The sequence below is a fragment of the Propionivibrio pelophilus DSM 12018 genome (assembly GCF_059569095.1).
In genome coordinates, this window is sequence record NZ_JCANUT010000132.1 from 1 (window position 1) to 1,877 (window position 1,877).

At 55.3% G+C, this 1,877-nt stretch carries 3 protein-coding genes; 1 reads left to right on the forward strand and 2 read right to left on the reverse strand.

Annotated features, from left to right (window positions below; translation table 11 throughout):
* The first annotated feature begins 466 nt into the window (after positions 1–466).
* Positions 467–943, forward strand: coding sequence for a site-specific integrase (locus BO74_RS20985; protein WP_496445331.1), 477 nt, complete (start codon positions 467–469; stop codon positions 941–943).
* Between the two features lie 204 nt (positions 944–1,147).
* Here the strand turns inward: BO74_RS20985 and BO74_RS20990 are convergent, their stop codons facing one another.
* A complete protein-coding gene (locus tag BO74_RS20990) occupies positions 1,148–1,573 on the reverse strand; it encodes a hypothetical protein (RefSeq protein ID WP_496445333.1) in 426 nt (141 codons plus the stop codon).
* A 40-nt stretch (positions 1,574–1,613) separates the two neighbouring features.
* Positions 1,614–1,877, reverse strand: a 264-nt coding sequence (locus BO74_RS20995; RefSeq protein WP_496445335.1) for a hypothetical protein, incomplete at its 5' end; no start/stop codon positions are given.

Here is a 1,877-nt window from a genome sequence, read left to right on the forward strand (position 1 = left end):
AGGCTCTGGAAGACGCTCTTCGCCGACAATCCGCTTCGTTCGCCTTTGCAGAGCCCACGGGAATAGGCAAGTACGTCGCTCAGTTAGCGGTTACGAAACATCGACTGACTCTACGGCAGCTGAGGGTCGGGTGTGTGAATTCGCTGCGTCGGTAAGCTGCCCCTCAGGCTGCTACGGACCTGGCTTACAGCTCTCCGACCTTCTACCGAAGCGCCCCAAATTCCGCGCGAACAGCATCGCGCATCGATTCTCTCGATGTCGGCTTGTCGAGGAACAGCCGTTCTATTTCTTCGGGTCTGGCATCCATCCCATCGACTGCATCGTCCAACCAACGCGCGTACCCACTGGGCGGCGCAGGCCGATCCGCCTCGTCAGTGAAGACTTCAGGGTGCTGTTCAGCGATCTACGCCAAACTCGATACGCCCAAGTTGGCAGCAGTTGCGTTGCCTTGGCCGGGGAGCATGGCATGAACGCACACGTCAGCTTGCAGCAGCGAATCGACGACTATCTCGCTGAACGGCAACGCCTCGGTTTCGTAATGCATTCGCGAGGTACGTTGTTGGCCACATTCGTTCGGTATGTTGCCAGTCGGCATCATCGCGGACCACTGACTGCCGACCTCATGATCGAGTGGGCCCGGCAGGATAAATGGCAACGCGGTACGCCGTCGACCTGGGCCGCTCGGCTTGCGCGCATTCGTCATTTCGCGCGTTATCTGAAACAGTTCGAGCCGGAAACCGAAGTTCCAGAGGAACTGACCTTCGGGCCAGAGCCAGGTCGTGTCGCGCCACACATCTTTCATGATCAGGAAGTCATTGACCTGCTGGCGGCGGCTCGGCAGATTGGACCATCCGGCAGCATTCGCCCCGCCACCTACGAAACCCTGTTCGGCCTGATGGCCTCGGCCGGCCTGCGCGTCGGACTCTTTTTTCAGGCTACCTAAAACCAACGGGATTCTCGAACAGAGCCTAATCAAAAAAACCTGCCGGCAGCCTGCCATAGGAATCGCTGGCCGACTTTGGAACGGAATGACTGGCTGGGATTCGAGCGGAAAAAGTGCCAGAGTTTGCGGTAGAAATGATCGCCGACATTCGATTGGAATCGGTGGCGGATTTCATCGGAATACGCACCAAATGGGAGGCGTACCTCATCTCTCCTTGCGCTTCATCTCGGTGCCATCCATTTCGCGAGTTTTCGATGGTTCCCGATGCACAGGAGGCAGCGGTTGGTTCATGAAGTCTTGCATGCGCCTATCCATCTGCTTCGTATAGCCGTTGTAGATCCACCGGTTGAATTGCTCCAAGAGATTGCAATTTTCTCGATTGAGGCGTTGGTTCTCTGCTTCCAATCGCTCAATCCGCTGTAAAGCTTGTTCTAACTCGGGTGAGCAAGCCCGATCTCCCTTGCTTTCACAGCCCGTCAATTGCTTCTTGCGGCCGACAAAGGCTTCCCTGATGCGGACGTGATTGTGAAGTGCTTGCCGTGTGTAGACGATACGCATGCGAAGTGCGATTTGTTGGATAAACAATTCCCAACTCAGTTTCGGTAATGCCCACCCATCGAGAATCTGCACTATCTTTTCGATAGATGGATCATCAAGATTCCGTGCACGTTTACGAGATCTTGGCTGCATCGATGGCCCCCTCAGTCGAATTGTTGGCCACTAACAAAGCGCGCACGTCATCAAGCGAATGAATCGATTTTGAGATGGAATTGGTTTCTTGCTGCCGCAGCGCGGCTGCTTGCTCTAAGCGTGAAGCAGGTACAACTCCGGATAGCTGAATGAGGTAGGTCGTCAACCGTAGAGTCCAACGGGTTAAGCGGCTATCTGTTTTGCATGGTATTGCTGGGTGAATTGTGCCGGCGACAGATAGCCC